Genomic DNA, 559 nt, shown 5'->3' with positions numbered 1-559 from the left:
GTAGTGGCTAGCCACTTTGGTTTCAGTTACTACGCCATTGCTTTGATTTTTTTCACCTTTGCATTGATTGCCGCAACCTTTATCGACCTAGATACCATGCTGTTACCTGATCAAATCACCTTACCTTTGGTTTGGTCTGGTATCGCTTTGGCACTGTTTAACATCAGTCCTGTATCGCTTCAAGATTCCGTCGTTGGCGCAATGGCTGGCTATCTAGCTTTGTGGTCTGTTTATTGGTTGTTCAAGCTACTAACAGGCAAAGAAGGCATGGGATATGGAGACTTCAAACTCCTAGCCGCATTAGGTGCATGGCTGGGGTGGCAACATCTGCCGATGATCATCCTTTTATCTTCGCTTGTCGGCCTTGTTTTCGGATTAACTCAGCTTCGCCTGAAACAGCAAGGTATAGATAAAGCGTTCCCATTTGGACCTTACCTGGCGATTGCGGGTTGGGTAAGTTTGATGTGGGGCAATGACATCATGGGTTGGTATTTCACTTCTGTACTAGGGATTTAATCATGGCAATCATTATCGGATTAAGCGGTGGGATCGCCAGTGG

The 559-nt window shown here is 46.0% G+C and carries 1 protein-coding gene; it reads left to right on the top strand.

Features of this window, described 5'->3' with window-relative positions; translation table 11 throughout:
* The coding region (locus AB4653_RS26975; protein ID WP_372105771.1) for an A24 family peptidase at positions 1-516 on the top strand (516 nt) is incomplete at its 5' end.
* Between the last annotated feature and the right edge of the window lie 43 nt (positions 517-559).

This window comes from Vibrio sp. 10N.222.48.A3 (assembly GCF_041475345.1).
GTDB classification, from domain to species: domain Bacteria; phylum Pseudomonadota; class Gammaproteobacteria; order Enterobacterales; family Vibrionaceae; genus Vibrio; species Vibrio tasmaniensis_A.
This window is presented reverse-complemented; position numbering and strand designations above follow the sequence as displayed.